This window comes from Streptomyces sp. NPDC057702 (genome assembly GCF_042799315.1).
In the GTDB taxonomy this organism is placed as follows: domain Bacteria; phylum Actinomycetota; class Actinomycetes; order Streptomycetales; family Streptomycetaceae; genus Streptomyces.
Genome location: NZ_JBHVJC010000012.1, coordinates 24,710 through 51,138 on the forward strand (window position 1 = coordinate 24,710; position 26,429 = coordinate 51,138).

Sequence of the window (26,429 nt, forward strand, 5' to 3'; positions counted from 1 at the left end):
GCCCGCCGACGTGGGCCAGCCTCCCAGCGTCGGTCAACCGGCCGACGCGACCCGGCCGCCCGACGCGAGCCACCTTTCCGACGACGTGAGCCACCCCTCCGACGTGAGCCACCCTTCCAGCACGGGCCACCCTCCCGACGACGCGAGCCGCCCCTCCAGCGTGAGCCACTCCTCCGACGCGAGCCGCCCCTCCAGCGTGAGCCACTCCTCCGACGCGAGCCGCCCCTCCAGCGTGAGCCACTCCTCCGGCGCGAGCCGCCCCTCCGACGTGCGTCGGTCGGTCAACGTCGGTCAGCCCGTCGACCCGGGCGCGGGTCGGGCGGGGGCGGACGACGGGTGGTCGGTTCGTGTGTCGGCCGGGAGGCCGGGTGGCGGGGCGACAGGGTCGGGCGCGGTGTCGCGTGGGGTGCGGCGGGCGCCCGAGCCGACGGTGACCATGACCGGCGCGGGAACCCGGCCCCCGCGTGCCGAGCGTCGGCCGCGCGCCGACGGCCCGCCCCGCGCCGACCGCCTGCCACCCGCCGGCCAGCTACCGCCCGGCACCCAGCCACCACCCGCCGACCGCCCGCCGCCGGGTGGCGCCCGCCGGTCGGCGGTGGAGGCCGACGACGTGGAGTGGGCCCGCGCCGTGGCGGGGTCGCACCGGGGTGAGCTCCGGGAGCGGCCCGGGCCCGTGCTGCCCGGCTGGTGTGCGCTCTGGGTGGGCGTCGTCGCGCTCGCGGCCGGGGGCGTGTCGCTGTGGTGGGCCGGCGTGCTGCCGGCGCGTGCGAGCCGGGCCCTCGGGCTGAGCGTCCGCCCGGCCGCGCCCTCGCCCTGGCTGTGGGCGGCGGTCGCGATGGCCGGCGCCGTCGCCTCGCTCGCGCTCGGCGGGCTCGGTCGCGGGCGGGTGGGAAGCGCGTGGGTGCTCAGCGCGTTCGGCCGCTACCGGGGGAGCGTGCGCCGGACCGGTCTGGTGTGGATCAGCCCGCTGATGCTGCGCCGGCGCGTGGACGTACGGCTGCGGCACTGGCGTGGCGAGCCGATGCCCGTGGTGGACGCGCGTGGCCTGGAGCTGCGGGTGGAGGTACTCGTCGTATGGCGGGTCCGGGACACCGCTCGGGCGGTCCTCTCGGTGGACGACCACGTCGGCTACCTGCGCGAACAGGTCGAGGCCACGGTGGCCAGAGTGCTCTCGCGGCTGCCGGCCGACGCGTACGACCGCATCCCCGGTACGGGCCCGACCGGGGGTGCCACCCGTGGCGGGGCGCCGCCCACGCTGCGCGACGGGCACGCGGTCGGTGACGCGCTGACCCGCGCGTTGGCGGCGCGCTGCGAACCGGTGGGCCTGACGGTCTACTCGGCCCAGCCGGTCAGTCTCGCGTACGCGCCCGGGGTGGCCGCCGTCATGCACCGCAGCCAACTCGCCGCGATCGACGCGCGCCACCGCGACGACGTGTTGACCTCGGTGGTGGACGCGGTGGACGACACCGTGCGCCGGCTGACCTCGCGCGGGCTGGTGGAACTCGACGACTACGAACGCAAGGCGCTGGTCAAGGACCTGACGGTGGCCTTCTACACGGCGCGCGGCCCCGCGCCGGAGAGCAGGTGACAGGGATGCCCGACAGGGAAGGGACGACGGTGATGACAGCAGCGCACAGGACGGAGCCGGCCGCGTACGGGAGCGAGCTGGCCGCGCACGGGACGGAATCGGTGCCGGTGGCGGACCCGGCGGCGGGGGGAGCGACGTCCGCGTCGCGGGCGGTGGCGCGGGGGGCGCCGGCCGGGCCCGGGGAGCGGCTCGCGCACGGCTTCCTGCCCGAACGGCCCCCGGTGCGGGCCATGATCGGTACCTGGGTGCGGTTGGACGAGCTGGCGGCCGAGGTGGCCCTGGCTCCCACCCGGGCCGCCGCCCGCGCGCTGGTCACGCGGGCCGAGGCGGCCGGTGAACTGGCCACGCTGCGCGCCCGCGTGGCGCGACTGACACACCGGCACGCCGAGGCGGCGGCGATGCGCGTCGCCGTCCTGGCGGCGGCCTGCGGCTGGGCACACCTGGACCCGACAGGTCAGGGGCCGACCCCGCCGGAACCGGGACGGGACGTGCCGGGGCCGGAGCCGACGGGCCCGGACCCGGAGCCGGGCGCGCGGGTGACCGAGGGCCTGGCCGACCTGTGGTCCGCGCTCGGGCACCGGCTCGACCAGCCGCACTTCGTGGCGCTGCCCGCGCTGGCCCTGCACAACTGGGCCACCGCCCGCAAACCGCGCCGCCACCTGCCGATCGACCAACTGGTGCGCGCGGAGGCCCTGGTGCCGGTGGTGCGCTGGGCGCCGGCGGGCGAACCACTGAGCCGCCTCGACCGGCTCCTGCTGGCCACCACCCGACTTGAGGCACACGGCGTGTGGCTGTTCCGGCTCGCCGACGCGTTGGCCCACACGCTCGCCGCACAGGGCCCGGACGCTCCCGCGACGGCCACCGCGCTGCGCCGGCTGGCCCGGGTGCTGCACGCGCTGCGGGCCCAGTTGGCGGCCGAGCACCAGGCGGTGGCCGCCGCGCCCGTCACCGACCAGCAGCGCGCGATCATCGCCGCGCTGGTCCACGCGGCGCCACCACCCCGCACGACCCCGCCCACCGTCCACGGCCACCCCACCGACGCCTCGCACTCCACCGGGCCGGGCCCCGACGCTCCGCACGCCACCGGCCCGCGCTCCGCCACCCCGCCTCGCCTCGGCCCGCCCCCCTCGGTCCCGCGCGCGCGCGGGAGCCGCGACGAGAGCGCCGGCCGCGCCGGACCACGGGCGGCCCGCGACGGGGGAGGCGCGGTGGGGCGCGGTGCCCCGCACCTGCCCACCACCCTGGAGCCGCCCGTGCTCCAGGCGGCCGAGGCCGTGCTCGGAGCCGGGGCGCAGCGCGCGGGCGAGTCGGGCCGCCAGTCGGCGCGGCGGTACCTGCCCGCCGCCCAACGCGCCTGGCTGACCGCGCTGGAGCGACAGTGTGCCCCGGTCCGTCACCTCGCTCCGCGCGGCGGCCCGGTCTCCATGGCGTACCACGAGGCCCGCACCTCCCTCATCGCCCTCCGCCTCGGCTACGCCCACCTCCTGCACGCGGCCCAGTCCCCACCCCACGCCACCGCGCCCCGACAGGTCGCCTGACCCGCCACCACCCCGCCACCGTGCCACGGGCCACCCGGCCCGAAGCCGTACCCCGCCCGGCCACCGCGTACGACCGCCGTTCCCCGGCCCGTACGCGGTCGGCGCGGGCACACCGTGGCCGGGCCCGGGGCGCGGGTCCGCCGGAGAAGCGACACGGGGCGGGGCGGTCGCGTACGCCGACCGCCCGTCGCGGGGTACACCACCTGCCCGTCGCGCGGGGCCGCCCTCCCGCGCCGCGCACGAGTGCGGTGGGGGCACACGGTGGCGTACGGCCCCGGGGCGTGAGTCCGTCGGGGAGGCCGCACGGTGTGGCCCCGTGGCGTACGGAAACCGGCCGTCGAGCCGTACGCCACCCCCTACGGCCCCCGCCCCGCCGTACGCACGTGGCGGGGCGCGCGCGGGGCCGGGGCCGTCGACGCGCGAGGGCCCACCGCGACGGTGAGCCGGGACGCGGGCGCGCCCCCGTCGGACCGGAGCCGCGCCGCACCCACCACACGGAACGGGCCCCGGCTTCGGGCCTTCGGCGGGGCGTGCCGCCCCCCGACGGGGCGCGGCGCGGGGGAGGGCCTAGCGTGCGGGGCATGGCTGGCCACACCACACCCCCGGACCCCGCCCCCACCGGCCCCGCACCCTTCGACCTGCCGACACTCGCCACCCTGGCCTGGACGTTGGCCACCGCCCGCGACGACCGGCCGCACAGCGCCGCCCCTGGCGGACTCGACGGCGCCGCCCCCGACGCCGACCGGCCCCACCCTCGGGACCCCCACCCCGCGCGCCCCGACGCACGCCACCCGCGCGCACCGCGGCCCGCCCCACCCACCGACGCCCCGCCGACCGGCCACCCACCAGCGGGCCCGTGGTCAGACGAGGCCCCACCAGCGGACCAGCCGCCGGCTGGGCGGCGGCTGTTGGGGATCGCCGGGGCGCCCGGCGCGGGGAAGTCCACGCTGGCTCGGGCGCTGGTCGCCGCCGTGCGGCGGCGGTACGGTCCGGATGCCGCCGCCTACCTCCCGCTCGACGGCTTCCACCTGTCCCACGCGCAGTTGCGGCGGCTCGGCCTGACCGACCGCAAGGGCTCGGAGCCCAGCTTCGACGTGTGGGGCTACGCCGCCCTGCTGGAGCGGGTGGCTCGGGAGCGGCGGCACGACGTGTACGTGCCCGACTACGACCGCACGCTGCACGAGCCGGTGGCGGCCCGACACCTGGTGCCACCCACCGCGCGGCTGGTCGTCACGGAGGGGAACTACCTGGCGTGCGACGCCCCCGGCTGGCGCGCCGCGCGCGCCACGCTGGCCGAGGTCTGGTACCTGGAGACCGCCGACGCGGTACGCGAAGAGCGGCTTCTGGAACGGCAGTTGGCGGGCGGCAGGGACGCCGACCGGGCCCGCGCCTGGGTGGCCGGCAACGACCGCCCCAACGGTGAACAGGTCAAGGAATCAAGGCGGCGATGCGACCGCGTTCTCGTTTCAATTGGTATGGACATGTTCAATTGGCGGGACTAGTCTGCGCCTTGGTCTAGACCGCCCCACCCCCCATACGCACCAGCCCCAGCACCCCCCGCGCACCGCTCACGCACGCCAGCTACGCCTCCACACGCACTCCCCACACGCCTGTCAGGAGCCAAGCATGCGTAAGAAGATCAGGGCGGCCATCCTCGGGCTCGGCATCGCGGGTACCTCCGTCCTCATGACCGGCGGTACCGCTTCCAGCCACGGCTACACCGACAATCCCCCCAGCCGACAGATCCTGTGCGCCCAGGGCAAGGTCAAGAACTGTGGCCAGATCCAGTGGGAGCCGATGAGCGTCGAGGGCCCGAAGGGCTTCCCCTCGCGCGGTCCCGCCGACGGCAAGATCTGCGCCGGCGCCGACGCCCGGTGGTCTCCGCTGGACGACCCGCGCGGCGGCAAGTGGCCGGCCACCAAGGTCACCTCGGGCCAGAACATCAGCCTCAACTGGCGGATTCCGGTGCCGCACTCCACCACCGACTTCCGCTACTACCTCACCAAGGACGGGTTCGACCCGACCCAGCAGGTCACCCGGGCCAACCTGGACCTCACGCCGTTCCACACCGTCCCCTACAACGGCCGGCAGCCCTCGGCGACCACCAGTCACCCGACCACGCTGCCGCAGCGCACCGGTCGGCACGTCCTGGTCTCCGTCTGGACGATCAACGACACGGGCAACGCGTTCTACGCCTGCTCGGACGTCGAGTTCTAGGCGCCGACCCCGGCCGCGTCGCCCTCGCGCCGCGCCCGCTGGACCGGCGCCCGCCCACCCGGCCCGCGCCGCCCGCGCTGAGGTCGCACACGACGACGATGGCCCCCGGAGAACTCCGGGGGCCATCGTCGGTACGTGTCATACGAAGTGCGCCGCCAGGGACTCGAACCCCGGACCCGCTGATTAAGAGTCAGCTGCTCTAACCAACTGAGCTAGCGGCGCGCGTTGACGAAGACCATCCTACCCGCCTCTCAGGGGTGCTCGGGACCACCCGGCCGCACCGCCCTGACCTGGCCTTTCCCGCTCGCCGGGCCGATCCACCCGGACCCGCCGGCCGCGTGGGGAGCGCGCGGGCCGGCGCCTGGTTCCCGCTCGCCCGCGCGGGGCCGTGGCCGCTCAGAGCGTGAGCGACAGCAGGACCGGCGCGGCCTCGCGGTTCAGCGCGTACGCCGCCTGGCGCAGCCGGTGGGCGTGCTCGACCGGCAGGGACAGGGCCAGGCAGCCCACCGCGCGGCCGGCCGTGATCGGGACGGCGGCGCACACCGTGCCCACCGCGTACTCCTGGAGGTCGAGCACGGGCACCGTCGCGGGCTGGCTGTCCAGCCGGCTGAAGAGGACCCGCTCGCTGGTGGTGGTGCGCGAGGTCAGCCGCACGATCTTGTGCCGGGAGAGGTGGTCGCGGCGCTCGTTGTAGTCGAGCTGGGTCAGCAGGCACTTGCCGACCGCGCTCGCGTGGGCCGCGACCCGGAAGTCCACCCACTCGTTGACCTTCGGCGCGTTCGGCCCGTCCGCGTACTGCGTGATCTTCACCTCGCCGTCGATGTACCGGCTGATGTAGACCGCCGCGCCGACCGTGTCGCGCAGCGCGGTCAGCGTGCGCTGGAGCTTGGCGTGCAGTGCCTGGTGGCGGTCCGCCCCGCTGCCGCCGAGGACCAGCAGCGCCTCCCCGCTGACGTAGACGCCCTGGCTCGCCTGCTCCACGTACCCCTCGCGGCGCAGCATCGCCAGAAGCTGGTCGACCTGCGCGTTGGTGACGTCGAGGCGGCGGGCGATCTCGACGTCGCTGACGCCGTTGGAGTGCTTGGAGACCATCTCCAGCACGCGGAGGGCATGCCGTACCGAGTGCTGTGGGGCGGTCGGCTCGGGCTTGGGCGCCACGGTTTCCCCCTACCAGGTTGTGACCGCTTGCGGTGTCGCTGTCGCTGCTGGTCACGGCCGACGGGCGGGCCACGGCGCGACCCCGGGCAGCGAAGCTTCGTACCACGATAGCCGTCAAGCGGTGGCCATGACGGGGGTGTTGGGTGAATTGCTGTTGCCAGCCACCCGGCTCAACAGCGGCTCACTACGCTGGCATATGCCGGCGTCATGGATCCGATCATCGGTTCGGAAGACCGGGGCGACCGCCGCGTCCGATCACGCCTCGTCACGCGGCGGCCGCCACCGATCACGGCGCTCAGAGCACCGCGCTCAGGAACTCGCGGGTCCGCTCGTGCTCGGGCTCGCTGAAGATCTTGTCCGGCGACCCCGACTCGATCACGCGCCCCGCGTCGAACATCAACACGTCGTCCGAGATGTCCCGGGCGAAGTTCATCTCGTGCGTCACGCACAGCATGGTGATGTCCGTCGTGTGGGCCAGGTCCCGCAGCACGTCCAGCACGCCCGCGACCAGCTCCGGGTCGAGCGCCGAGGTCACCTCGTCGAGCAGCAGCACCTGCGGGCGCATCGCCAGCGCGCGGGCGATGGCCACCCGCTGCTGCTGGCCGCCGGAGAGCTGGGTGGGGTACGCGTCGCACTTGTCGCCCAGGCCCACCAGGTCCAGCAGGCCCCGGGCGCGCTCCTCGGCCTCGTCCTTGTCCAGGCCCAGGACGTGCACCGGCGCCTCGGTGATGTTGCGCAGCACCCGCATGTTCGGGAACAGGTTGAACTGCTGGAAGACCATGCCGATCTTCTTGCGCACCTCGCGGGTGTGCCGCTCGCCGGCCGGGACCAGCTTGCCGTTCCTCTCCTGGTGCGTGAGGTAGTCGCCGTCGACCGTGATCGTGCCCTCCTCGGGTTTGAGCAGGGTCATCAACAGCCGCAGGATCGTCGTCTTGCCGGAGCCGGACGGGCCGATGAGGGTCACGTGTTTGCCGGAGGCGACGGTGAAGTCGAGGTTGTCCAGGACGACGTTGTCGCCGAAGCGCTTGGTGACGTTGTCGAAGCGGATCAGCTCGGAGCCGTCCACGGTGGGATTCGAGTGCGGGGTTTCAGTGGCCAAGACGACGCTCCAGGGCTCGCATCAACAGGGATGCCGGGTACGAAATGAGGATGAAGGCGATGCCGACCATCGTGTAAGGCTCGATGTACTGGAAGGACGTAGCCCCCTCTGACCTGGCCTTTTGCAGCATGTCGGTGACGCCGATGAGCGCGATCATCGGGGAGTCCTTCAGCATCGCGATGACGTAGTTGCCCAGGGCCGGCACCACGCGGCGGATGGCCTGCGGCAGGATCACCACGAACCAGGTCCGCCCGCGCGCCATGTTCAGCGCGGTGGCCGCCTCCCACTGGCCGACGGGTACCCCGTCGATGCCCGCGCGGTAGACCTCGGCGACGTACGTCGAGTAGTGCAGGCCGAGGGCGATCACCCCGGTGGTGAGCGCGGAGAACTTGATGTCCCAGCTCGGCAGCACCCAGTAGAAGAAGAAGAGCTGCACCAGCAGCGGCGTGTTGCGGATGAACTCCACGAAGACGCCCACCGGCCAGCGCACGAAGCGCGTCGGCGAACGGAAGGCCAGCGCCCACACCAGGCCGAGCGCGAAGGCGAGCACCGAGCCGAGCGCGGTGGCCTCCAGGGTGATCAGCAGCCCGTCCAGCAGGTCGGGCAGGAAGTCCCTGGCGACGTCCCAGTTCCAGGTCACTTGGCACCTCCCGACGCCACGGCGCCCGCCGCCTTCGGCGCGGCGGCGCGCTTGGCGGAGACCTTGGTGACCTTGTGCCACACCCCCGCGCGCGGCGGCGGGGCCTGGCCGACGCTCGCCTTGGCCTTGCGCTCCAGCAGGCGCATCGCCCGGGTGAGGAGGAAGGCCAGCACGAAGTAGAGGACGAGGATGATGGAGTAGATCTCCAGACTGTCACCGGTCGCCAGCCGCGAGAGCTGCGCGGCGAAGGTGATGTCGGCGACGCTGACGGCCGAGACCAGCGCGGTCGCCTTCAGCAGCTCGACCAGCAGGTTGTTGAACGGCGGGATCATCTCGGGGATGGCCTGCGGCAGCACCACGCGGCGCATCCGCTGCGCCGGCGAGAAGCTGAGCGCGATGGCCGCCTCCCGCTGCGCCGGAGCCACCGCCGCGATCGCGCCCCGCACGATCTCCGAGCCGTAGGCCCCGTAGGTCAGGCCGAGCGCGAGGACGGCGGCCCACATGGGGACGAGTTGGAATTCAAAGCCCAGCGGCATCACGAAGAACAACCAGAACATCAACACCAGAGCCGAGGTACCGCGGAAGACCTCCACGTAGAAGCCGGTCAGGAAGCGGACGATCCACAGCCGCGAGGTGCGTGCCATGCCGACACCGAAGGCGACCAGGGTGGCGAACACCGAGCTGTAGACCGTGAGCTGCACGGTGATCCAGATGCCGGGCAGGAGCCAGTGCTCCCACAGTCCCGAGGTCATGAGCACAGCTCCTTGGCGGTGAGATCGGTCATCTCCGTCTCGGTGAAGCCGAACGGCCTCATGATCCGCAGGAGTTCGCCGCTCTTCTTCATCTTGTGCAGCTCCACGTTGAACGCGTCGCGCAGCTTGGTCTCCTCGGGGCGGAAGGCGAAGCCGCCCGCGCCGATCGCCGGCTTGCCGTCGGCGTCCCTGGGCTGGAACGGCTCGGTCGCCTCGGCCTTGCGGCTGTTGCGCTGCTTGACCACGTTGTGCACGGTCACCGTGGTGCCCGCGAAGACGTCCACCCGGCCCTGTTCCACCGCGAGCAGGCCCGCGAGCTGGTCGGGCAGCACGGTGATCTCGGAGCGCTTGACGCCCGCCGCCACCGCGTAGCCGATCTCGGCGTAGGCGGTGCCGCTGGCCATGCGCGCGCCGGTGCGCACGATGTCCTTGTAGTCGTGCAGGTTCTTCGGGTTGCCCTTGGCCACGATGAACGCGTCGCGCATCTGGTAGTCGGGGTCGGAGAAGATCACCTGCTCGCAGCGGACCGGGTCGATGTACATGCCGGCCGAGACCACGTCGAACTGCTGGGAGCGCAGCCCCGGGATGAGCGAGGCGAACTCGGTCGGTACCGGCTGCACGCCGCCCACGCCGAGCCGCTTGAAGATCACCTTGGCGATCTCCGGCGCCTCGCCGGTGAACTCACCGTTCTTGTCGATGTACCCGAAGGGGATCTCCCCCGCGATCCCCAGCCGGACCGTGCCCTGTGACCTCAGCCGGTCCAGCAGATTCCCCCCGTCCTTGGCATCAGCGCTGGAGACCCGGCTGCAGCCGGCCGCCCCCAGCAGCCCCAGAGCCGCGCCGCCCGCGAGCAGCGAGCGTCGTGCCAGCCCTTGTCCGTTGTCGTTCCGTCGTGGTCGAGCCATGGCCGCGCGGCTACCCGACTTGGCCGAAGTTATGCGGATCGTTTCCGGCCCTTGACGCGGCCGGCGGGTAGGTCGTGACCTGGAGACCTGCGGCACGATGGATTCCGGAAAGCGAGAGAGGAGCAGCCGATGACCGACCGGTTCCTGGAGGTCTCCCTCGACGAACGTGGCGTGCGCTGTACCGCCAAGCTGCTCGACGACCGCGCTCCGCGCACCTGCGAGGCCGTCTGGAACGCGCTTCCGCTGGGCGGCGAGGTGTACCACGCCAAGTACGCGCGCAACGAGATCTACGCGCTCCTGCCGCCCTTCGCCCCGCGCGAGCCACCGCTGGAGAACCCCACCGTCACTCCCATCCCCGGCGACCTGTGCTACTTCTCGTTCGCCGGAACCGAGTTGAACACCGCCTCCTACGGCTACGCGGCGGCGCGCTCGGCGACCGCGCGTGACACCGACCCCCCGGCCACGCCGGCGCCCGCCGAGCGGCCGGTGGTGGACCTCGCGCTGTTCTACGAGCGCAACAACCTGCTCCTGAACGGCGACGTCGGCTGGGTGCCGGGCATCGTGTGGGGCGCCGTCGTGGACGGACTCGACCGGATGGCCGACGCCTGCCAGGACCTGTGGCGCGCCGGAGCCCTGGGGGAGACCCTCAGCTTCCGCCGGGCCTGAGGCCCGCGCCCGGGGAGGGCGGGCGTACGGCGTCGGCCAGGCCCGCCCCGTACAGCGCGTGCGCCGCGCGCAACACCAGCGCGTCCGCGTGCCGCGCCGCGACGAGCTGCACCCCGATCGGCAGCCCGTCCGAGGTCAGGCCGCACGGCATGGACGCGGCGGGCTGCTGGGTGAGGTTGAACGGGTAGGTGAACGGCGTCCAGCCCGTCCACCGCCCCAGGCCCGAACCCGGCGGCACCTCCACCCCGCCCGCGAAGGCGGTGATCGGCAGCGTCGGCGTGACCAGCAGGTCGTAGCGCGTGTGGAAGCGGCCCATCGCCAGCCCCAGCGCCGTCCGCGCGTCCACCGCGGCCAGGTAGTCCAGCGCGCTGTACGCCGCGCCGAGCGCGCACACCTCGCGCAGCCCCGGGTCGAGCAGCGCCCGGCGCGCCGGGTCCAGCGGCTGCGTCACGCGCGCGGCCCCGCTGAACCACAGCACGTGGAACGCCTCCACCGGGTCGGCGAACCCCGGGTCCGCCTCGTCCACGTCGGCGCCCAGCTCGGCCAGCAGCTCCGCCGCCCGCCGCACCGCCACGGCCACCTCCGGGTCGACGGCCGCGCCGCCCAGCGTGGGGCTGTAGGCCACCCGCAGCCCCGCCAGCGAGCCGTCCGGCGGGCCCGCCAGCGCGGCCCGGAAGCCGTCGGTCGGCGGCCCGAGCTGCGACCAGTCCCGCCAGTCGGCGCCGGTGATGACGTCCATGAGCAGCGCCGCGTCGGCCGCGTCCTGGGTGATCGGCCCCACGTGCGAGAGCGTTCCGAAGGGGCTGGCCGGGTACAGCGGCACCCGCCCGTACGTCGGCTTCAGCGCGAAGACGCCGCAGAACGCGGCCGGGATGCGCACCGAGCCGCCGCCGTCGGTGCCCAGGCCCAGCGGGCCGGCGCCCCAGGCCACCGCCGCCGCGCCGCCCCCGCTGGAGCCGCCCGCGGTGCGCGTGGGGTCGTACGGGTTGCCGGTGACGCCCTCGCGCGGGGAGTCGGTCACGCCCTTCCAGCCGAACTCGGGCGTGGTGGTCTTGCCGAGGAAGACCGCCCCGTGCTCGCGCAGCCGGGCCACGGCGGGCGCGTCCTGCGTCCACGGGCCCCGCTCGGGGACGGTCAGCGAGCCGCGCAGGGTGGGCCCGCCCCGGAGCAGCAGCATGTCCTTGACCGAGACCGGCACCCCGTCCAGCAGGCCCAGCGGCGCGCCGCGTGCCCACCGCGCGGCGGACTCGGTGGCCTCCCGCAGCGCCTGCTCGGCGTCGAGTCGGACGAACGCGCGCACCAGGGGCTGGACGCGCTCGGCCCGCGCCAGCGCGGCCCGGGTGACCTCGACGGGCGACACGGCGCGCGCCGCGTAGCCCTCGACGAGTTGAACGGCCTTCAGGTCGCAGAGCTCACTCATCCGTTCCTCCTGGGGTCCCCCGCGTGGTCGGTGGCCCCGCCCGGCGCCCGGCCGGAGCGGGTGCTCCCGGGGTCTGGCCGCCCCCCGCGGCCGGCTCGGCGCCTGGCCCCGGTACGTAGCCCAGCCGCTTGTCGACCACGTTGAACAGCGGCTCGCCCGCCGCCCAGCGGTCGAAGTTGTCCTCGAACTGTCGGGCCAGGTCCTCCCGCCACCCCAGCGTGTCGCCGCTCATGTGCGGGGAGACCAGCAGGCCGGGGGTGTCCCACAGCACGCTGTCGGCCGCCAGCGGCTCCCGCTCGAACACGTCCAGCGCCGCCCCCGCGATCCGCCGGGCCAGCAGCGCCGCCCGCAGCTCCTCGGTCACCACGAGCGGCCCACGGCCCACGTTGACGAAGTACGCCGAGGCCGCCATCCGCGCGAACGCCGCCCGGTCGAACAGGCCCCGGGTCGCCTCCGTCAGCGGCGCCGCGCACACCACCCAGTCGGCGTCCGGCAGCAGCGCGTCCAGCTCCGCCGCCCCCCGGACGCCCTCGCGCGCGGTGCGGCCCACCCACTCCACGCGCACGCCCAGCGCGCGCAGCGTCTCCCCGATGGCCCGGCCGATCGGCCCGGCGCCCACCACCACCGCCCGGGTGCCGGCCAGCCGGCGGGTCTCACGGTGGTGCCAGCGGCGCTGGCGCTGGAGCTCCCAGGTGCCGGCGAGGTCCTTGGCGAAGGCGAGCACCAGCCCGGCGACGTACTCGGCGATCGGCTGGTCGAAGACGCCGCGCGCGTTGGTCAGCACGGTCTCGGAGGCGACCAGGTCGGGGAAGAGCAGCCGGTCCACGCCGGCGCTGGCGGTGTGCACCCACCGCGGCCGGGGCCCGGCCTGGGGCCAGGCCGTGCGCACCGCGTCGGACTGGAAGTCCCACACCAACAGCACGTCGGCGGCTGGCAGCAGCGTCGGCAGCGAGCGGTCGTCACTGACCTGGACGCGGGCGCGCCCGGCCAGCCGGTCCAGCCGCACGGGGGGAGTATCGCCAAGGACTACGACGTTGTATGCAGACATGAGCGGGAAACCGTTTCCGAATCGTCGGGCGGACGGGAAGTGGTAAGCACGTCACGAGTTACCGCACATATGAGGATTGACCACGCTAGGCAGCGGAAACTACCGTCGTCAACAACGGTACTCATCCCGACGTCCCGGCATTTACCGGCTCTCTTTCACCTGGCCATATGGCCATAGCCCGGCGTACGTATAGGGGCTCGAAATGGACGTCTCCTTTCTCGGTGGTCCACAGCGGCAGCGCGGCGTGGGCGTCGTCGCTCCCTTCGATTTCGCGCTGGATCGCGAACTGTGGCGCTGGGTTCCGGATGAGGTCTCCCTGCACCTGACCCGGACGCCGTTCGTGCCGGTCGAGGTGAGCCTGGACCTGGCGCGGATCGTCAGCGAGCACGAGACGCTGCACGCGGCGGTGCAGGCGCTGTCCGCCATCGCGCCCGAGGTCGTGGCGTACGCCTGCGCGTCGGGCAGTTTCGTCGGCGGCGTGCCGGGGGAGCGGGCGATGTGCGCGGCGATGACCCAGGCCGGCGACATGCCCTCGCTGACCACGTCGGGCGCGTTGCTCGCGGCGCTGGACGAGCTGGACGCGCACCGCATCGCCCTGGTCACGCCCTATACGAAGTCGGTGACCGACGCGTTGGAGGACTATCTGGCGGTGGCCGACATCGCCGTGGTCGGGCGGGCCTACCTCGGGCTGACCCGGGAGATCTGGCGGGTGCCCTACCGGGACGTGGTGGACATGGCGCGGTTGGCGGTGGTCGGCTCCGCCGACGCCCTGTTCATCAGCTGCACCAATCTGCCCACCTACGACGTGATCCCGCAGCTGGAGGCGGAGCTGCGGATGCCGGTCCTCTCCGCGAACCAGGTGACGATGTGGCTGGCGCTGCGGACCATCGGCGCGCGGGCGATCGGCCCCTACCAGGCCCTGGTCGACCCGTCCGCGCGCACGGGCCCGGTGACGCTGGCCCCCGGGGCGGCCGAGGAGGCGTACGCCGGACCGCCGAGCGGCCCCGAGCCCGATCCGGCGGACGGCGGCGGCCCCGATGCCCCGCCGCCCCGCCCGGAGGAGCGCGGCGGCCCGCCCGCCTAGCCCGTGCGGACGGGACGCGGCGGCGCGCGCCGAGTGGGCGCGGACCGGCCCGCGTACGGCCCGACAGGCCACGTCAGGGCATTCCGTTCGGGGGCCGGGCCGAGCCCGGAACGCGCGATGCCGGGCCGCGATCGTGGGCCCGGCCGACCGGCTTTCGTGACCGCGCCCCGGGCATCCGGCGTCGAAGAGCGGACGGGGCCCGCGCGTGTCGCCCGCTGACGAGTGCGGGGCGGCGGCGCGCATTACGGAAAGACCTCAAAGAGCGGTCAGCGAACGATGACGAGGAGGCAGTGTGACGACGGTCGGATTCCTTTACCCCGGATACTCGGCGGAAGACGACTATCCGCGTCTGGAAGAGTTGCTCGGCGCCGGTATTCACCTGCCTCTGACGCATACGGATATCGGCGAGGACGCCCATCGGGTGGACGCCCTGCGGGAAATGGGCTCGGCGGGCAGGCTCGCGGCCGGCGTCGGGGAACTGCGCCGGCGCGGGGCCGAGGCCGTCGTCTGGGCCTGCACCAGCGCCAGCTTCGTCTTCGGCTGGGAGGGCGCCGGCGCCCAGGTGCGCGAGCTGGCGGCCACCGCCGGCGTCCCGGCCTCCAGCACGTCGTTCGCCTTCGCCCACGCGGCGCGCGCCCTCGGCGCCACCCGGGTGGCCGTGGCCGCGACGTACCCCCGGGAGGTGGCGGCGTACTTCACCGCCTTCCTCACGGCCGCCGGCACCCGGGTCGTCGCCACGCGGGGCAGCGGCGTCATCACCGCGGCCGAGGTCGGCACCTGGGGCGAGGCGGAGGTGAGGGACCTGGCCCGCGCCGGCGACCACCCGGACGCCCAGGCGGTCCTGCTGCCCGACACGGCCCTGCACACCGCGGCCCACCTGCCCACCCTGGAGGCCGCCCTGGGCAAACCCGTACTGACCGCCAACCAGGTCACGGTCTGGGAGGGGCTACGCCTGCTCGGCCGCGCGGTCACCGCCCCCCGCCTCGGCCGCCTCTTCACCACGGGCGCTCCGGCGGCACCGTAGGGCGGGCGCCTCCTCGCCACGGGCGCCCCGGCGCCCGCCCACGGCGCGCCGAGGACGGCGCGGACCCGTGTCGGCGCGGCAGCTCCCGATCACCCGTGCCACCCGTCACGCCGGGCGGGCCTGGCTCCGGGAGGCGCTGGGCTGAGACCGTGGGGGACGGGGACCGGGAATAACCGGAGACCATCTCCGGTTGCGGTCGTTCGCCACGTACACGAACTCAGGAGGCACGACGCCGGTGGACACGATTCGAGGAACGGCGAGCGGCACCGCACCCGTACCGCTCTCCGTGCTGGACCTGGCGACCGTGGGCAGCGGACGGACCGCCAGCGACGCGCTGCGCACCTCCGTCGAGCTGGCCCAGCTCGCCGAGCGGCGCGGCTTCCACCGGTACTGGGTGGCCGAGCACCACTCGATGCCGGGCGTCGCCAGCTCGTCCCCGGCGGTCATCCTCGCCCACCTCGCGGCCCACACCGAGCGCATCCGGCTCGGCTCGGGCGGCGTGATGCTGCCCAACCACGCGCCGCTGGTCATCGCCGAGCAGTTCGGCACCCTGGAGGCGATGGCGCCGGGGCGGGTCGACCTCGGGCTCGGCCGGGCGCCGGGCACCGACGGGGCGACGGCCGCCGCGCTGCGCCGCTCGGACCGGCTGAACGAGGGCGCCGACGAGTTCCCGCGCCAGCTCGCCGAGCTCACCAAGTTCCTGGACGCCAACTTCCCCGACGGCCACCCGTACGCGCGTATCCACGCCGTCCCCGGGCCCGTGCAGGGGACGGTGCCCGGCGGCGTGCAGAGCGCGGACCGGCCGGTGGTCTGGCTGCTCGGCTCCAGCGGCTTCAGCGCCCAGCTCGCCGGCGCGCTCGGCCTGCCGTTCTCCTTCGCGCACCACTTCTCGGCGGCCAACACCATCCCCGCGCTCGACCTCTACCGCTCCGCGTTCCGCCCCTCGGCCGTCCTGGACGCGCCGTACGCCTCCATCGGGGTCTCCGCGCTGGCCGCCGACGACGAGCGGGAGGCCCGCCGTCAGGTGCTCACCGGCGCCCTGTCGATGATCCGGCTGCGGCTGGGCCGCCCCGGCCTGGTGCCGACCCCGGAGGAGGCCGAGGGGTACGCCTTCACCCCGGCCGAGCAGGAGTTCGTGGACAGCCACGTGCCCAACGTCGTCCACGGCACGCCCGACGCCGTCCGCGAGGGCCTGGACCAGCTGGTCAAGCGCACCGGCGTCGACGAGCTGGTCATCACGGCCAACGTGCACGGCCCGCGGGCCCGGCTGCGTTCGTACGAGCTGATCGCCGACGCCTACGGGCTCACGCCGCCGCCCGCCGCCGCGAGCTAGCCGCCCGCGACCCCGGCCGGTCGAGCGCGCGGCCCGGTCGGCCGCCGCCGGCGGGGCCCGTGGCGTACGGGCTCCGCCGTGCCCCGGGCCGGTGGGGGGCGGGTCCGGCGGCGGGGCGTGGTCAGCCCTCCTCGCGGAGCAGGGCGGAGATCCGCTCGGGCGAGACCGGGCGGGAGAAGAACCAGCCCTGCCCGGTGTCGCAGCCGATGCGCCCGAGCCGTTCGGCCTGCTCCGCGCTCTCCACGCACTCGGCGGTCACCGTGAGCCCCAGCCGGTGCGCGAGCCGCACCAGCGCCTCCACGATCGTCTCGTCGGCCGGGTTGGGGTGCTCCTCCGCCCGGAAGCCCCGGACGAAGGAGCCGTCCAGCTTCAGCGAGGAGACCGGCAGCCGGCTCAGATAGGCCAGGTTGGAGTAGCCGGTGCCGAAGTCGTCGATGGCGATGGCCACCCCCATGTCGCTGAGCTGCTGCAACGCCTGCAACGGGCGGCCGGCCGAGCCCATCACGGCCGACTCGGTGAGCTCCAGTTGCAGCAGCTCGGCCGGCAGCCCGGTCTCCGCGAGCGTCGCGGCCACGTCCGCGACCAGGTCCGAGTCCCACACCTGACGCACCGCCACGTTCACGCTGACCCGCATCGGCCGCGTCGGATGGGTCAGTTGCCAGTTCCGGGCCTGCCAGCACGCCGTGCGCAACACCCAGCGGCCCAACGGCACGATGGCGCCGTTCTCCTCCGCCAATCCGATGAACCGATTCGGCGCGAGCAGCCCGAACTGCGGGTGCCGCCAGCGCACCAGCGCCTCCGCGCCGCGCACCACACCGTCCGCCAGGCCGACCAGCGGCTGGTACTCCAGCGTGAACTCGCCCCGCTCCACGGCCTGGCGCAGCGTGCTCGACAGGGCCTGACGGGTCATCCGGTGCGCGTTGCGCTCCGGGTCGAACAGCGCCCACCGGGCCTTGCCGTCGGCCTTCGCCCAGTACAACGTGGTGTCGGCGGCCTGCATCAGGGCGGTGCTGTGCGTCCCGGCGGCCAGCCGTTCCACGACCCCGATGCTGGCCGAGACCGTCAGCCGGTGCCCGGCCACGTCGAACGGCCGCTGGAGCGCGACCAGCAGCGCGTGCGCCAGCCCCGTGAGCTGGTCGGTGCCGGTCGAGTCGGTCACCAGGAGCGCGAACTCGTCGCCGCCCAGCCGGGCCACCAGATGCCCGTCGGGCGCCGCGCACTCGGCCAGCCGCTGACCGACCGCGCCCAGCAGCTCGTCCCCGACCCGGTGCCCGAGCGTGTCGTTGATCGCCTTGAAGCCGTCCAGATCGAGATAGCACAGCCCGACCCGGCCGCTGCGCGCCACCTCGCCGGCCCCGTTGGCCCCCGCCGTCGGGGCCGGGCCCGCGCGCTCGGCCTCGACGCCCCGCTGGGCCTCCGCGCCGCGCTGGGCCTCGGCCGGGCACCGGTGGCCGTCGGCCGGGCACGGCCGCCCGTCGCGCTCGGCCCGGCCGGTGGTCGGGCCCGGGACTCCGACGGCGCCCACGGCGGGGCGCGTCAGGGCCGGCGGCGGGCCGACCGGCCGCTCGACGTGCCCCGCCCGCGCCGCGTCGCCCTCGCCGTGCGGCGGCGCGCCGGACCCGCCCGTCGGATGTGGGGGCTGGCCCGCGCCGCCTGCCGCCGTGGCCGACTCCAGGGCGCTGGTCAGCCGCTCGAAGAACAGACTCCGGTTGGGCAGCCGGGTCACCGGGTCGTGCATCTGGAGGTGCCGCAGCCGGGCCTGCAGGTCGTGCTGCTCGCTCACGTCCACGATGGTCAGCAGCGCCGACCGCCGCTCGGCGGGCAGCTCCGCCCGCGGGTCCGGCCGGTCCGTACCGGCCTGCTCGCGGCGGCCCGCGCGCCGCCTTCGGCGCGGTTCCGGCGGCAGCGCGGCGGTCAGCTCGTGGTCCTCGGGCAGCGGGACCACCGTGACCTCGACCCAGCGCGCGCGGCCGTCGCGCTCGCGCAGCCGCCGCGTGCAGCGCAGCCGGTCGTGCCGGCCACGCAGCACCTCGCGGTAGGCGCCCCACAGCCGCGGGTCGTCGCGCAGGTCGGCGAGGTCGGCGGCGAGGGCCCCGGTCAGCTTCTCCGGGGCGGCGCCGAGCAGCGTTCCGAGTGCCGCGTTCGCGGCGCGCACCACCCCCTCGCGGTCCACGACGGCCATCGCCACGTGCGCGGCACGAAAGGCGGCGCGGTACTCACTCAGTGGTGCGTTACGTTCCGTCATCGTCGGCAGGGTCGCGCTGGGCGCGCCGCTCTGGCCGTCGAGAGATCCGCTCACCGCTCGCTCCCGCAAGGCGCTCGTCTCGTACAGGGTGTGGGTCAGTCGCATACCGGGCGGCGGGCAGCGAGTGCGGGCGGCCCGGGGAGGGAATTCGCGCTGGAAATGTGGCGATCATAGAGGTTTGCTCTTCGGCCGTTCCAGCGACGCCGCCGCGATCAACGGCACCACCTTGAGGCCCGGGTAAGAGAATGATTGCTTTTGGCGGACCGTGCACGATCCCAGCTTTCAATTGACCGGCTGTGACTTTCTGTTACATACCCGCCAGGCCGGCTTGTCACTCGACTGGTTGAGTGGAACAGGGCGTACCGCTGCAAACCACCACAAGGTGGGTGAGGTGTCCCCTCGTCCACCCGGGGAGGTCGTTGTGGCGCGTTCGCGTGGACCCGCCAAGGCGGGGCCGCTCCGCCGGATGGCGGCGGTCCTGACCTCGTTGAGCGCGGTCATCGCGACCACCGTGGTCGCCGGGCCCGCCGTCGCGGGCGGGCCGGGCGGACCCTGCGCGCTGGAGCGCACCGGCGCCCACCACTCCGAGGGCCTGGACACCTGGAACCCGGAGTACCCCCGCCCGGCGGGCACCCTCGACGCCGCGATGGTCTTCCTGGCCTTCCCCGACGCACACCCCACGCTTACCCCAACCGCCCTGGCCGCCGACCACTTCCCCGGCACCTCGGAATTCTTCGCGCGCGCCTCCTACGGCGCCTTCGACCTCCGCGTGCACCCCGTACGGCACTGGCTGACCATGCCGGCCGCCTCCACCACGTACGCCATACGGCGCGACTGGGAGAGCGACCGGCGCGCCGCCTACCTGCGCGACGCGGTCGCCACCGCCGACCCGGCCGTCGACTTCAGCCGCTACGACCTGGTCTACTTCGTCGCCGACCCGGGCGCTCCGGGGGTGGACGCCGACGCGACCAAGGTGGTCAACCTCGACCGGCCGCTGTCGGTGGACGGCACCGAACTGCGCCGCCTGGTCACCGTCTTCGAGCAGCACCCGCCCGACCACAACGTCCTGGCCCACGAGACCGGGCACGTCTTCGACCTGCCCGACCTCTACCACCGCCCCCGCGACGGGAAGGGCGACTGGGACACCCACGTCGGCGACTGGGACCTGATGGGCAGCCAGTTCGGCATGGCACCCGAGCCGTTCGGCTGGCACAAGTGGAAGCTGGGCTGGCTCGGCGGGCGCGAGGTGGTGTGCGTCCACCACCCCGGCACCACCCTGCACACCCTCGACCCGCTCGGCGCGCCCCGGGCGCCGGGTGTGCCCGCCCACCCGCGCGTGGTGGTGGTGCGCACCGGCCCCGACCGGGTGCTGGTCGTCGAGGCGCGCGGCGCGTACGGGAACGACGCGGGCACCTGCTCGGAGGGCGTGCTGATCTACGAGGTACGCAGCGGGACGGCGTCCGCCGAAGGCCCCGTCAAGGTCGTCGACGGGCACCCGGGCACCGCCTCCTGCGAGAGCGCCTCGGTCTACCCCGCCCTCGCCGACGCCCCGCTCGACGTCGGCGAGAGCTACGTCGCGCCCGGGGACGGCATCCGGGTCAGCGTCGAGGACGCCACCGTCGCCGATGCGTACGCCGCCGGCGGCACCGAGGGGCGCGGCGCCACCTGGACGGTGAAGATCACCCACGACCCGGCGGGTTGAGCGGGGCGCCGCCGGCGGGAGCGGGGGCGCGGGCCGGTCGCGCGTCGGCGAGGACGCGGGGTCCGGTCGTGCCTCGGCGCGGAGGGTGGGGCTGGTCGTACGTGGTCGGCGGGGCGGGGCGCTCGGGCCGGGCGCGCTGGGTGGCGGCGGGGGTGCGGCCGGATACGGCGAAGGGCCCTCGCACCGTAGTGCGAGGGCCCTTCTTCAGGTGCGCCGCCAGGGACTCGAACCCCGGACCCGCTGATTAAGAGTCAGCTGCTCTAACCAACTGAGCTAGCGGCGCTCGCTGACGTAGACGACCTTAGCACCCGGGTCCGGCGGAACGAAAATCGGTTACTTCCGCGATGATCAGCCGCGTCGGACCGAGCTTGCCCTGGTCACAGCCGTGTCGGCGCTCGCGCTACGGGTCTGGCCACGGGCCGCGCGCACGCACGCCCACAGCAGTACGTCGGGTCCGGGCAGCCAGGGGTGGCGTACGTCGGGCGCCACCAGCCAGCGCGAGACACCTCCCGTGGCGCCCGCCCCGTGCGTGGCGCCCACCCCGGCCGTCCCTTCCCGCGCGGCCATGCCCTCCGGTGCGGCCGCACCCTGCGGCGCCGGCGGCCCGGGCGGACCCACCCCGGCCCCGGCCACCCGGGTGGGCAGCGCGGCCCGCCCCTCCCGCGCTCCGTGCGCGCCAGCCGCTCCGTACGCCCCGTCCGGGTACGCCCCGCCCTCGGCGTGCGACAGCTCGGGGCCCGCCGGCGCGGGGTGCGGGAGCGGCGCTCCGGGGTGCGGGGCACCGGCTGAGGAGGGTGGCGGGGTCGGCCCCGCGACGCGCGGCGGCCCCGCGGCGGGCCGGTGCGCGAGGAAGGGGCCCGGGAGCGGGCCCGGCAGCGGTGGTACGTCGTACGGGTCGATCGGCTCGGGGGCGTGCAGCGGCGGGATCGTCACCGCGTCCCCGGTGCCGTGGCACAGCAGCGGCGGCACCCCGGCCCCCCACTCCTCCCAGCTCAGCAGGGACGGCAACCGCTGAGCCACGCCAGGTCGGGTGAACAGGAGCACGCGCCCGCGCTGGATCGCCACCGGCCCCGACCCCGGGCCGTCGCACCACAGCCGGTCGACCATCCGGCGTCCGAACAGGGCGGGCGCGCTCACGATGTCGAACGCGGTGCCACAGGGCAGCACGCTGGGCGCGGCGGGCCGGGCCGCCCACAGCGCGCGTACGCTCCGCGGAAAGGCGCTGGCCGACGCGAGCCACTCCGCGCCCTCCGGCGTCACCCACGTCGCCCCGTACCGCGCGTCACCCGCCTCGCCGCGCCGCGCCCGGGAGGCATCCCCCCGCCCACTCCCACCCCGGCCGGGGCTGGCCCGCACGGCGTCGGACCGCTCGGCCTCGGGCCGCCCGGGAGCCTGCGGCCGTGGGGTGAGCGTGGCCTGGCCCGCGACCGGCGTCATCCGCCGGGGCCGGCCGGGCGCGGTGGCACCCGGCGAGGCCGTGGCGGGCTCGGTGGTGGCACGGGTGGTGCCGTCGACGTCGTCGGCGGTCCGCATGGCGGCGCGGGTGGCGGCGACGGCCGCCGCGGCGGTGGCGGCACGCCGCCGAGCGGGAAGCTGTGCGCCAGGGCGAGCGGGAAGCCGTGCCCCAGGCTGCCGCGTGTCGGACTCCGTCGGCTCGGGACGCCGACCCACCGGTCGCTCGACCGCGACCCCGGAGCGGCCGTTCCCCGGGGGCCTGGGCTTGGGACGTTCGGCATCGTGGCGGCTGGACGCGGTGCGACCGGCCTCCGGGTGACCGAGCTCGGGCTCACTGCCCCCGGGGGGGCTGGTGCTGGGGTGGCTGACACCGGGTCGCGCGGCTTCGGGGCGACTGGGGTGGGAGTGGCTGGCTTCGGGGCGGCTCGGCTCGGTGTGCTCGGCGATGGGGCGCTCGGGCCTGGGCTGGCCGGGCCTGGGTCGCTCCGCTTCGGAGCGCTCGGCCGCTGGCCGCTTGGTCGTCGCGCGGCCGGGGTGGGGGTGACCGCCCACGGGGTGCCGGTCGTGCCGGGGCCCGGCCTCGGGTGGCCCGGCCGTTGGGCGCCCGGTCTCGGGTTGTCGCGGCTCGGGTTCCTGGTGGGGCTCGGAGCGGTCGGCCCTGGTGGGGTGGCCGGCTTCGGGGCGTTCGGCCTCGGACCGCCCGGCCTCAGCGTGCCCGGGCTCCGGCTGCTCGGGCCCCGGCTTGGCGGTCTCCGAGTGCCCGCCGGCGGGTTGCTCGGCCTCGGAAGGCCTGGGCGTTGGGCGCCTGGCCTCGGGCCGGCTGGCCCTGGCGGGTTCGGTCGCGGGGGGCCCGGCCTCGGGGCGGTGGGGTTTGGGGGGCTTGAGGGGGGCGGGGCCTGGCGCGGGGTGGTGGGTGGTGGGGTGCCCCGGCTCCGGCTGGCCCGTCGTGGGCCGGGCGACGGTGGGGGGCCCGGGTGGAGTGGGCTGGGGCGTGGAGGGCTGGGGTGTGACGTGGTGGGGGGAGGTCGGGGTGGTGGCGTTGGCGGGGGGAGTGGTGGTTCGGGGGGTGTCGTGGGGGTGACCAGTTCGGGGGGCGTTGCCGGAGGCGGGGTGGGGGGTGGGTTCGGGGAGTCCCGCCCGGGGCGTGGGGCCGGGTGTCGCGTCCTCGCCGGGTGTGGCGTTCCGTACCCCGTCGCGCCTCGTCCGTCCTTCACATCTTCTCGCGAGGCGGGTCTCGCTGCCGTGCCTGCCGCCGCTATGCGCGCTGTCGCTGGTACTGGTCATGGCGGACATACTTACCGGGCGTTCAGTTTCCGTTTTGGGCGAAGTCCGGAAACTGGGACAGGGCGGGGCAGTACGGAGTATCTTGCGCCCCCGACTACGTGACCGGCATGTGCCTCTGGTTCATCCGAAACCGTGCCCGACCCGGCGGTACCCCCCGACCGGCCCGAGAATGTCCCGCTGCCGGGCCGGCGGCGGGACGGGACCGGGCGGAGACCGGAGCCGAAACCGGGACGTGGTCGGGCCGCGACCGGAGGCGAACCGAGGGCGGCCGGGCCGGAACGGACGCCCGGCCGCGACCGGCGTGGCGACGGGAGCGACGGGGGCGCCGGGAGGCGAGGGGCGGCCACGGCGGGCCGCTCGGGCCGCCCACTGGGGGCGGGCCCGGCCGGCCGTGGGCGCCGGTGCGATCACGGCTCCGACACGGCACCGTCGCGTAGCAGCTCGCGGCCGAACTCGACCATCTTCCGGGCGTAGTCCTCGGTCCAGTCCGCCCGCTCGGCGATCATGGCCAGCGTGAGCCGGTCGAACCGCTGCGGGTCGGCGAGCTGGGCCGCGGCCATCGCCTGGAACTCGGTCGCCCGCTCGGCGGCGGCCCGGAACGCGAGCGTCAGCTCCGTCGAGCGGGCCAGCAACTCGCGCGGGTCCTCCATCGACTCCAGGTCGAAGAAGTGCTCGGGGTCGGCCACGGCCTCGGACGGCTCGAAGAGCAACGGTGCGGGTTTGAGGCGCCGCGCCGGACTGGTGCGCGGGGTGGCAGCCGAATGCGGCTCGGACATGTATCTACCTCCGGTGTTGAGTGCCGCGTTCCATTGTCCTGCCCCGCGCAAGGGCGCTCCGGCCCGGCGTACGCGGGCCCCCGCCGCCCGCCCCAGCCGCCCCCGGCATGGCGTCTGACCAGGCCGTACGCCACGGGCGCGACCAGCCGGCACCTCATCGGCGAGGCGGCAGGGCCACCCCGGGCACGGGCGTGCGCGCGAGTCGCGAGCGGGGCGGGGCGTGCGCGTGGCGCCTGCCGGCCGGAGCGCCGCAGGCCCGGTCGACGTGGTGCCAGCCGCCTGCCGGCGGTATGGCCGGGCCGCCCGCCGGCGGTGCGGGCCAGCGGGGGTGGTCCGGCCGGCGCGGCACCCGGCCGGGTGTGGGGTGCGTGGCACGGCGGCGGGCGGCATGCGCTTGGTTGCGGGGTGGGGGTGCGGGTCGCGGTGGGTCGGTACCCGGCAGGCCGCGCGGCGGGGTGGCGCACGGGGCCCAGCGGGTGACGGGCCGGGTTCGCGGCGGAGGGCTCATGGTGCCGGGCCGCCCGCCGGCGGTGTGGGCCAGCGGGGGTGGTCCGGCTGGCGCGGCATCCGGCCCGGTGTGGGGTGCGGCAGGGTGGAGGCGAGGCCCTGCGGGCCAGGCGTTCGGCAGCCGCACATGGCGGGGCCGGTCAGCCTGTGGCGGGGCGGTGTGGGGCAGCGGGGTGGGGTAGTCGGCGTCGCACCCGGCTGGGGTGGGGTGCGGCGAACGGGATGTCGTGAGGTGGGTACGCGGCGGCCGGCGTACGCACGGCGCGGGGTGGGTCAGCCGACGGTGGTGGGGGCCAGCGGGCGGGCCGGTCGGCGTCGGGCCCGGTCGGCTGGGGGCGGTGCGCGAGGGCGGTTCGGGGGTGGGTCCCGGTCCGTCCGGCTGGGCGGACCTGTCAGGGCCGGGTGGGCCCGCTCGCCTGGGTCGCCCGCGCCGCGTCCGGCACCGCTTCGGGGCGGGCGCTGTCGCGCAGGTAGGCGATCAGGGCGTCCAGGGCCGCCTCCAGGTGGAACGTGTCGCCGGTGGAGCGGAGCACGATGACGCCGCCCTGGGTGCCGGCGACGAAGGCCGCGGCCGTGCGGTCCGCGTCGATGTGCGGGCCCACCTCGCCGCGTTCCCGCAGGGTGACGATGCCCCGTCGCAACTGCTCCTGCCAGCGGCGGAGCAGCGACGCGGTCACGTCGGCGGCGCCCGGCACGCTGCCGACCTGGCCGATGAGCGCGGCGAGTGGGCAGCGCGGCCCCTGGGCGCGGTAGCGGGCGACGAGTACCTCGCGCCACCGCTCCCACGCCTCCCACGAGTCGAGCGAGCCCAGGTAGGGCTGCTGGTCCGCCAGCACCCGGTCGGACTCGTGGCGGGCCACCGCGAGCAGCAGCTCCTCCTTGCCGCCCGGGAAGTAGTGGAAGAGCTGGCTCTTGCTGGTGGCGGTGGTCGCGCGGATGTCGTCGAGCGTGACGTTGCCCGGGTCGTCGCCGCGCAGATAGGCGGCGGCGCCCTCGATGATGCGCTGCCGCGTCGCGAGCCCCTTGGCCGTGAACGCCATGGCGCGCAGCCTACGACGTGTGGGATCGAGCGGTCCACGATGCCGGGTGCCCCCCACGTTTGGACTTGAGAGTCCAAAACCGGCTCCGTAGGTTCCCCGCCATGACACGACGACTGGCCGGTAAGACGGCCCTCATCACCGGTTCGACCAGCAACATCGGACGCTCAGTGGCACGGCGGTTCGCGGCGGAGGGCGCGCGGGTCGTCGTCTCGGGACGCGACGCCGCGCGCGGCGGCGAGGTCGTGGCCGCGATCCGCGCCGACGGAGGCCGAGCCGACTTCGTACGCGCCGACCTCGACGGCGGTTCCCGCGCCAGCCGGGACCTGGCCGAGGCCGCCCGAGCCGCGCTCGGCGGGCACCTCGACATCCTGGTCAACAACGCCGGCGTCTTTCCGCCGGCCACCACGCTGGCCACCGACGACGCGACCTTCGACCGGGTCTACGGGGTCAACGTCAAGGCGCCCTTCTTCCTGACCCAGGCCGTCGTCCCGGCGATGGTCGCGCGGGGCGGCGGGGTGATCGTCAACCTGGGGAGCTGGGTGGCACGGCTCGGGCTGCCGTCCGGCGGCCTCTACAGCTCGACCAAGGGGGCCCTGGAGACGCTGACGCGGGCGTGGGCCGCGGAGTTCGGCCCGCTGGGCGTCCGGGTCAACGCGGTCTCGCCGGGCGTGATCCGCACGCCCGAGCTGGCGCCGGAGGCCGCGTACGCCGGAGAGGAGCTGATGGTCGGCACTCCGGCGGGCCGGGCCGGCCACCCCGACGCCATCGCCTCGGCCGTGCTCTACCTGGCCGGCGACGAGGCCGAGTTCGTCCACGGAACGGTCCTGGACGTCGACGGCGGACGCGTGGGCGTGGCCGTCACGGCCGGCGCGACGGCCTCCCGCGACGAGCGGCCCCCGGCCGGGCCGGGCGCGGGCCGCTGACCCACGGGCCGGGGCGCGTCCCCCG

General features: G+C 75.2%; 21 protein-coding genes and 2 tRNA genes. 10 read left to right on the top strand and 13 right to left on the bottom strand.

All coding sequences use genetic code 11. The features are described from left to right. Positions 1 to 436: 436 nt before the first annotated feature. The 4 genes from ACFVFR_RS11005 (at position 437) to ACFVFR_RS11020 (ending at position 5,343) form a co-directional block, all read left to right on the top strand. On the top strand, positions 437 to 1,588 hold the full coding sequence (locus tag ACFVFR_RS11005) for an SPFH domain-containing protein (protein ID WP_383699728.1): 1,152 nt from the start codon (positions 437 to 439) through the stop codon (positions 1,586 to 1,588). 32 nt (positions 1,589 to 1,620) lie between these two features. After that, positions 1,621 to 3,126 (top strand): hypothetical protein, encoded by a 1,506-nt coding sequence (locus ACFVFR_RS11010; RefSeq protein WP_383699730.1) that lies wholly within the window; start codon positions 1,621 to 1,623, stop codon positions 3,124 to 3,126. A gap of 581 nt (positions 3,127 to 3,707) precedes the next feature. Next, on the top strand, positions 3,708 to 4,628 hold the full coding sequence (locus ACFVFR_RS11015) for a hypothetical protein (protein ID WP_383699732.1): 921 nt from the start codon (positions 3,708 to 3,710) through the stop codon (positions 4,626 to 4,628). A gap of 124 nt (positions 4,629 to 4,752) precedes the next feature. Then, positions 4,753 to 5,343: a lytic polysaccharide monooxygenase gene (locus ACFVFR_RS11020; RefSeq protein WP_383699734.1), complete on the top strand. Its 591-nt coding sequence runs from the start codon at positions 4,753 to 4,755 to the stop codon at positions 5,341 to 5,343. Positions 5,344 to 5,491: 148 nt separating this feature from the next. Here ACFVFR_RS11020 and ACFVFR_RS11025 read toward each other — a convergent pair. The 6 genes from ACFVFR_RS11025 to ehuB all read right to left on the bottom strand — a co-directional run bounded on the left by ACFVFR_RS11025 (position 5,492) and on the right by ehuB (position 9,897). Beyond that, positions 5,492 to 5,565 (bottom strand) — tRNA-Lys (locus ACFVFR_RS11025). A 174-nt stretch (positions 5,566 to 5,739) separates the two neighbouring features. Beyond that, the gene (locus tag ACFVFR_RS11030) at positions 5,740 to 6,501 is read right to left on the bottom strand and encodes an IclR family transcriptional regulator (RefSeq protein ID WP_383699736.1); all 762 of its coding nucleotides are present in this window, start codon (positions 6,499 to 6,501) and stop codon (positions 5,740 to 5,742) included. A gap of 295 nt (positions 6,502 to 6,796) precedes the next feature. After that, the gene (gene ehuA / locus ACFVFR_RS11035; protein ID WP_383699983.1) at positions 6,797 to 7,567 is read right to left on the bottom strand and encodes an ectoine/hydroxyectoine ABC transporter ATP-binding protein EhuA; all 771 of its coding nucleotides are present in this window, start codon (positions 7,565 to 7,567) and stop codon (positions 6,797 to 6,799) included. 22 nt (positions 7,568 to 7,589) lie between these two features. After that, positions 7,590 to 8,240 carry an ectoine/hydroxyectoine ABC transporter permease subunit EhuD gene (ehuD, locus tag ACFVFR_RS11040; protein WP_383699738.1) on the bottom strand — a complete coding sequence of 217 codons (651 nt, stop codon included), beginning with the start codon at positions 8,238 to 8,240 and terminating at the stop codon, positions 7,590 to 7,592. After that, positions 8,237 to 8,992, bottom strand: coding sequence for an ectoine/hydroxyectoine ABC transporter permease subunit EhuC (gene ehuC, locus ACFVFR_RS11045; RefSeq protein WP_383699740.1), 756 nt, complete (start codon positions 8,990 to 8,992; stop codon positions 8,237 to 8,239). Before ehuC ends, ehuD begins: the two co-directional genes overlap by 4 nt. Beyond that, entirely contained in the window at positions 8,989 to 9,897 is a 909-nt protein-coding gene (gene ehuB, locus ACFVFR_RS11050; RefSeq protein WP_383699742.1) for an ectoine/hydroxyectoine ABC transporter substrate-binding protein EhuB, read from the bottom strand. The genes ehuC and ehuB overlap by 4 nt, the downstream gene beginning before the upstream one ends. 129 nt (positions 9,898 to 10,026) lie before the next feature. Here ehuB and ACFVFR_RS11055 point away from each other — a divergent pair, with 129 nt between their 5' ends. Further along, positions 10,027 to 10,563: a DUF3830 family protein gene (locus ACFVFR_RS11055; RefSeq protein WP_383699744.1), complete on the top strand. Its 537-nt coding sequence runs from the start codon at positions 10,027 to 10,029 to the stop codon at positions 10,561 to 10,563. Here the strand turns inward: ACFVFR_RS11055 and ACFVFR_RS11060 are convergent. Further along, positions 10,544 to 11,983 (bottom strand): amidase, encoded by a 1,440-nt coding sequence (locus ACFVFR_RS11060; RefSeq protein WP_383699746.1) that lies wholly within the window; start codon positions 11,981 to 11,983, stop codon positions 10,544 to 10,546. The genes ACFVFR_RS11055 and ACFVFR_RS11060 overlap by 20 nt on opposite strands. Beyond that, positions 11,976 to 13,031 (bottom strand): D-2-hydroxyacid dehydrogenase, encoded by a 1,056-nt coding sequence (locus ACFVFR_RS11065; protein WP_383699748.1) that lies wholly within the window; start codon positions 13,029 to 13,031, stop codon positions 11,976 to 11,978. Before ACFVFR_RS11065 ends, ACFVFR_RS11060 begins: the two co-directional genes overlap by 8 nt. Before the next feature lie 202 nt (positions 13,032 to 13,233). Between ACFVFR_RS11065 and ACFVFR_RS11070 the strand changes: the two genes are divergently transcribed. The 3 genes from ACFVFR_RS11070 to ACFVFR_RS11080 all read left to right on the top strand — a co-directional run bounded on the left by ACFVFR_RS11070 (position 13,234) and on the right by ACFVFR_RS11080 (position 16,472). After that, a complete protein-coding gene (locus tag ACFVFR_RS11070; protein ID WP_383699750.1) occupies positions 13,234 to 14,115 on the top strand; it encodes a decarboxylase in 882 nt (293 codons plus the stop codon). Positions 14,116 to 14,407: 292 nt separating this feature from the next. Beyond that, complete coding sequence (locus tag ACFVFR_RS11075; RefSeq protein WP_383699752.1) at positions 14,408 to 15,139, top strand: decarboxylase; 732 nt, start codon at positions 14,408 to 14,410, stop codon at positions 15,137 to 15,139. A 235-nt stretch (positions 15,140 to 15,374) separates the two neighbouring features. Beyond that, positions 15,375 to 16,472, top strand: coding sequence for an LLM class flavin-dependent oxidoreductase (locus tag ACFVFR_RS11080; RefSeq protein WP_383699754.1), 1,098 nt, complete (start codon positions 15,375 to 15,377; stop codon positions 16,470 to 16,472). Between the two features lie 121 nt (positions 16,473 to 16,593). On the opposite strand, the gene ACFVFR_RS11085 is transcribed toward ACFVFR_RS11080, so the two are convergent. After that, positions 16,594 to 18,717 carry an EAL domain-containing protein gene (locus tag ACFVFR_RS11085; RefSeq protein WP_383699755.1) on the bottom strand — a complete coding sequence of 708 codons (2,124 nt, stop codon included), beginning with the start codon at positions 18,715 to 18,717 and terminating at the stop codon, positions 16,594 to 16,596. A gap of 466 nt (positions 18,718 to 19,183) precedes the next feature. Here ACFVFR_RS11085 and ACFVFR_RS11090 point away from each other — a divergent pair, with 466 nt between their 5' ends. Continuing rightward, positions 19,184 to 20,419, top strand: a complete 1,236-nt coding sequence (locus ACFVFR_RS11090) for a M6 family metalloprotease domain-containing protein (RefSeq protein ID WP_383699985.1) — start codon at positions 19,184 to 19,186, stop codon at positions 20,417 to 20,419. A 209-nt stretch (positions 20,420 to 20,628) separates the two neighbouring features. Here the strand turns inward: ACFVFR_RS11090 and ACFVFR_RS11095 are convergent. The 4 genes from ACFVFR_RS11095 to ACFVFR_RS11110 all read right to left on the bottom strand — a co-directional run bounded on the left by ACFVFR_RS11095 (position 20,629) and on the right by ACFVFR_RS11110 (position 25,481). Continuing rightward, positions 20,629 to 20,702: transfer RNA gene (locus ACFVFR_RS11095), tRNA-Lys, on the bottom strand. A 65-nt stretch (positions 20,703 to 20,767) separates the two neighbouring features. Further along, positions 20,768 to 21,526, bottom strand: coding sequence for a hypothetical protein (locus tag ACFVFR_RS11100; RefSeq protein ID WP_383699987.1), 759 nt, complete (start codon positions 21,524 to 21,526; stop codon positions 20,768 to 20,770). Positions 21,527 to 23,565: 2,039 nt separating this feature from the next. Continuing rightward, positions 23,566 to 23,934 carry a hypothetical protein gene (locus tag ACFVFR_RS11105; protein ID WP_383699757.1) on the bottom strand — a complete coding sequence of 123 codons (369 nt, stop codon included), beginning with the start codon at positions 23,932 to 23,934 and terminating at the stop codon, positions 23,566 to 23,568. An 899-nt stretch (positions 23,935 to 24,833) separates the two neighbouring features. Beyond that, on the bottom strand, positions 24,834 to 25,481 hold the full coding sequence (locus ACFVFR_RS11110; RefSeq protein WP_383699759.1) for a TetR/AcrR family transcriptional regulator: 648 nt from the start codon (positions 25,479 to 25,481) through the stop codon (positions 24,834 to 24,836). A gap of 101 nt (positions 25,482 to 25,582) precedes the next feature. Between ACFVFR_RS11110 and ACFVFR_RS11115 the strand changes: the two genes are divergently transcribed. Further along, a complete protein-coding gene (locus ACFVFR_RS11115; RefSeq protein ID WP_383699761.1) occupies positions 25,583 to 26,404 on the top strand; it encodes an SDR family NAD(P)-dependent oxidoreductase in 822 nt (273 codons plus the stop codon). The last annotated feature ends 25 nt before the right edge of the window (positions 26,405 to 26,429 follow it).

Coding starts and splice junctions, on each gene's coding strand:
- ACFVFR_RS11005 (WP_383699728.1), top strand. CDS start 437: ATGACCGGCGCGGGAACCCGGCCCCCGCGTGCCGAGCGTCGGCCGCGC.
- ACFVFR_RS11010 (WP_383699730.1), top strand. CDS start 1,621: ATGACAGCAGCGCACAGGACGGAGCCGGCCGCGTACGGGAGCGAGCTG.
- ACFVFR_RS11015 (WP_383699732.1), top strand. CDS start 3,708: ATGGCTGGCCACACCACACCCCCGGACCCCGCCCCCACCGGCCCCGCA.
- ACFVFR_RS11020 (WP_383699734.1), top strand. CDS start 4,753: ATGCGTAAGAAGATCAGGGCGGCCATCCTCGGGCTCGGCATCGCGGGT.
- ehuC (WP_383699740.1), bottom strand. CDS start 8,992: ATGACCTCGGGACTGTGGGAGCACTGGCTCCTGCCCGGCATCTGGATC.
- ehuB (WP_383699742.1), bottom strand. CDS start 9,897: ATGGCTCGACCACGACGGAACGACAACGGACAAGGGCTGGCACGACGC.
- ACFVFR_RS11055 (WP_383699744.1), top strand. CDS start 10,027: ATGACCGACCGGTTCCTGGAGGTCTCCCTCGACGAACGTGGCGTGCGC.
- ACFVFR_RS11060 (WP_383699746.1), bottom strand. CDS start 11,983: ATGAGTGAGCTCTGCGACCTGAAGGCCGTTCAACTCGTCGAGGGCTAC.
- ACFVFR_RS11065 (WP_383699748.1), bottom strand. CDS start 13,031: ATGTCTGCATACAACGTCGTAGTCCTTGGCGATACTCCCCCCGTGCGG.
- ACFVFR_RS11070 (WP_383699750.1), top strand. CDS start 13,234: ATGGACGTCTCCTTTCTCGGTGGTCCACAGCGGCAGCGCGGCGTGGGC.
- ACFVFR_RS11085 (WP_383699755.1), bottom strand. CDS start 18,717: ATGACGGAACGTAACGCACCACTGAGTGAGTACCGCGCCGCCTTTCGT.
- ACFVFR_RS11090 (WP_383699985.1), top strand. CDS start 19,184: ATGGCGGCGGTCCTGACCTCGTTGAGCGCGGTCATCGCGACCACCGTG.
- ACFVFR_RS11100 (WP_383699987.1), bottom strand. CDS start 21,526: ATGGTCGACCGGCTGTGGTGCGACGGCCCGGGGTCGGGGCCGGTGGCG.
- ACFVFR_RS11105 (WP_383699757.1), bottom strand. CDS start 23,934: ATGTCCGAGCCGCATTCGGCTGCCACCCCGCGCACCAGTCCGGCGCGG.
- ACFVFR_RS11110 (WP_383699759.1), bottom strand. CDS start 25,481: ATGGCGTTCACGGCCAAGGGGCTCGCGACGCGGCAGCGCATCATCGAG.
- ACFVFR_RS11115 (WP_383699761.1), top strand. CDS start 25,583: ATGACACGACGACTGGCCGGTAAGACGGCCCTCATCACCGGTTCGACC.